We start from the raw sequence: 2,313 nt of genomic DNA, 5'->3' as shown, positions 1-2,313 counted from the left end.
ATTTCCACATCGATCTCGCCGGTGGCGTCCTTGAAGCGGTAGCGCTCGTGGCCGATCTTGGCCACCAGCGTGCCCTGCAGCACCACCGGCTGGTCGTCACGCTGGTCACGTGCCTCGGCCACCGTGGTGACGGCACTGGTGGCGCCCGGGCCGGTGTACTGGGCAAAGGCGCCAGCGCTGAGCAGGCTCAAGGAGGTGGCGAGGAGCGCAAGGGTGAGTCGTCGGTTCATGGTGTTCTCCATGCAGGGATAAGTACCCTCAGGTTCTATCGCCTCGAATGTGATGCCCATGCAATAAATCCGAAAAGATCTGAAAACGACATCCAATGTCAGAAACCATTCATCCCGGACCCGACGCCTCTTTCAGGAACGATTCCATGGCCGCCACCAAGGCCAGCGGCGTCTCGTTCATCGGGTAATGCCCGGCATCCTGCAGGACCTCCATCGTGGCCTGCCGGTAGCGGCGCAGATGCGTGCGCTCCATCAGTGCTCGGTTGAAGGTGGGATCGTGGCCACCTACCAGCACCTTCAACCGATGAGTGCCGACGATCTCATTGCTGAAATCGGTATCCGCCCACGCTGGAAGATAGGCAGCAAATGCTGCAGGTGAAGCATGTGCCACCGAATACGCGGCCTTCCAGTCGAGCCATTGCGCCGGCAGCCGTCCGCCGGTGCTGCGATCGATGATGGTCCGGCGGATGCCTACGCCCCCGGCTGCCGCTTCAAGCAGGCCTCGCGTCGCGGCGTCGTAGGCAATGCCGCCGCAGGGCACCGGCGCAATGGCCACCATGCCGCGCACCCGTTCCGGCGCAAGCACCGCCATGCGTTCAATGGCCATGCCGCCCATCGAATGACCTGCCACGCTGAAGCGTTCGTGGCCCAGGGCAGTCATCAGATCCAGTGCGTCGGATGCAATCTCGTCGATGGTGTACGCGCCGGGCGCATCGCGCATGCCGCCGTAGCCCCGGCAGTCCATGAAGATGTAGCTGAAGTCGTCGCGCGACAGCCATGGCTCGGTGGGCTCGAACGCGTGCGCGTCGCCGAACCAGCCGTGCAGCACCAGGACAGCATGGGGTCCGTGTCCCACGCGATGGAAAGTATTGGTCATGTGGTTCCATTACAGCCGAGGGGAGCGTTGATGCTAGACAGCGCGGATCCGGCCCACCGTCGATGACGGGTCAATCGCTATAGAATCCGGGCCATGCGCAATTCGCTGCTTGATCCCTACGAAGACCTGCCACGCGATGTCGTGGTCACCTCGAACGACTACGCCGCCGAATTTGCGTTTCCCCGCCATGCCCACCGGCGCGGGCAGTTCGCGTTCGCTGCGCGCGGCACCATCAGTGTGGCTACGCCGCAGGGGCGGTGGCTGGTTCCCCCGCAGCGCGCCTGCTGGGTGCCTGCAGGCCTGGCGCATGAGATGACCATGCGCGGGCCAGTGACGATGCTCAACGCCTTTCTCTCCGCCGATGCGGCCGACGCCGTGGCGCTGCCGGAGCACTGCCGGGTGTACGCGGTCTCTGCGCTGTTGCAGCAGCTGCTGGAGGCGGCGGTGGACCTGCCCCCGCTGTACGACGAGGACGGGCGCGCAGGCAAACTGATGCAGCTGCTGGTGGCGGAAATCGCATCGATGCCGACACTTTCCCTGCATGCACCGCTGCCCGCCGATGCACGCCTCGCACGTGTCTGCCGCGCATTGCTCGACAGTCCTTCGCTGGCAGTGCGCCTCGATGACGTTGCCGCCGAAGCAGGCATGAGCCGGCGCACGTTCACGCGCATGTTCCGCGCCGATACCGGGGTGGGTTTTGCAGAGTGGCGGCAGCAGGTGTGCCTGCTGATGGCCATCGAGCGGCTGGGACAGGGCCAGGCGGTGACGCGTGTGGCATTGGACCTGGGCTATGCAAGCCCGAGCGCGTTTTCTGCTGCCTTCCGGCGTGTGCTGGGATGTTCGCCGAGCCGGTACGCAGAGGCGTAGTACTCGGCCGATGCTTGGTTGTCATGCGCGCTGCGCGCGTGGGTCGAGCGTCGCTCGACGCTGTAAATGTCCATGCGCAACTGGATGGCATCAGGCCGCCTCGCGGCGGCCTGATGGATCTCACTCAACGACACGATCTCAGAAGAAGATCGCGTACAGGATCAACAGCGGAATCGGCACGCCCAAGAACCAGAGCAGAAGCGTTTTCATGGCAGGTCTCCTTGCATCAGATGCGGGTTACAGGTCGCGGCGACGGCCGCCCCAGGTGGCGCTGAGGCTGGCAAAGAACGCGCCGATCAGCAGGGTGATGAACAGCCACAGTGCGGCATAGGCCGTGGC

3 protein-coding genes are annotated in these 2,313 nt (G+C 64.5%); 1 reads left to right on the top strand and 2 read right to left on the bottom strand.

What is annotated here, in order from left to right; genetic code table 11:
- Together DBR20_RS02180 and DBR20_RS02175 are read right to left on the bottom strand one after the other, a co-directional pair.
- Positions 1-230, bottom strand: a 230-nt coding sequence (locus DBR20_RS02180; RefSeq protein ID WP_146186931.1) for a NirD/YgiW/YdeI family stress tolerance protein, incomplete at its 3' end; no start/stop codon positions are given.
- 109 nt (positions 231-339) lie between these two features.
- Positions 340-1,107: an alpha/beta hydrolase gene (locus DBR20_RS02175; protein WP_108265032.1), complete on the bottom strand. Its 768-nt coding sequence runs from the start codon at positions 1,105-1,107 to the stop codon at positions 340-342.
- Between the two features lie 93 nt (positions 1,108-1,200).
- Between DBR20_RS02175 and DBR20_RS02170 the strand changes: the two genes are divergently transcribed.
- Positions 1,201-1,974, top strand: a complete 774-nt coding sequence (locus DBR20_RS02170) for a helix-turn-helix transcriptional regulator (RefSeq protein WP_108265031.1) — start codon at positions 1,201-1,203, stop codon at positions 1,972-1,974.
- Positions 1,975-2,313: the final 339 nt, after the last annotated feature.

It is taken from the genome of Stenotrophomonas sp. HMWF023 (assembly GCF_003060985.1).
Taxonomy (GTDB): Bacteria; Pseudomonadota; Gammaproteobacteria; order Xanthomonadales; family Xanthomonadaceae; genus Stenotrophomonas; species Stenotrophomonas lactitubi.
Note: the sequence above shows the minus strand (reverse complement) of the source record. Positions and strands in the feature narration are given on the sequence as shown.

Bases quoted from the DNA above. Each gene is read 5' to 3' on its own strand.
- DBR20_RS02170 (WP_108265031.1), top strand. From the start codon at position 1,201: ATGCGCAATTCGCTGCTTGATCCCTACGAAGACCTGCCACGCGATGTC.
- DBR20_RS02175 (WP_108265032.1), bottom strand. From the start codon at position 1,107: ATGACCAATACTTTCCATCGCGTGGGACACGGACCCCATGCTGTCCTG.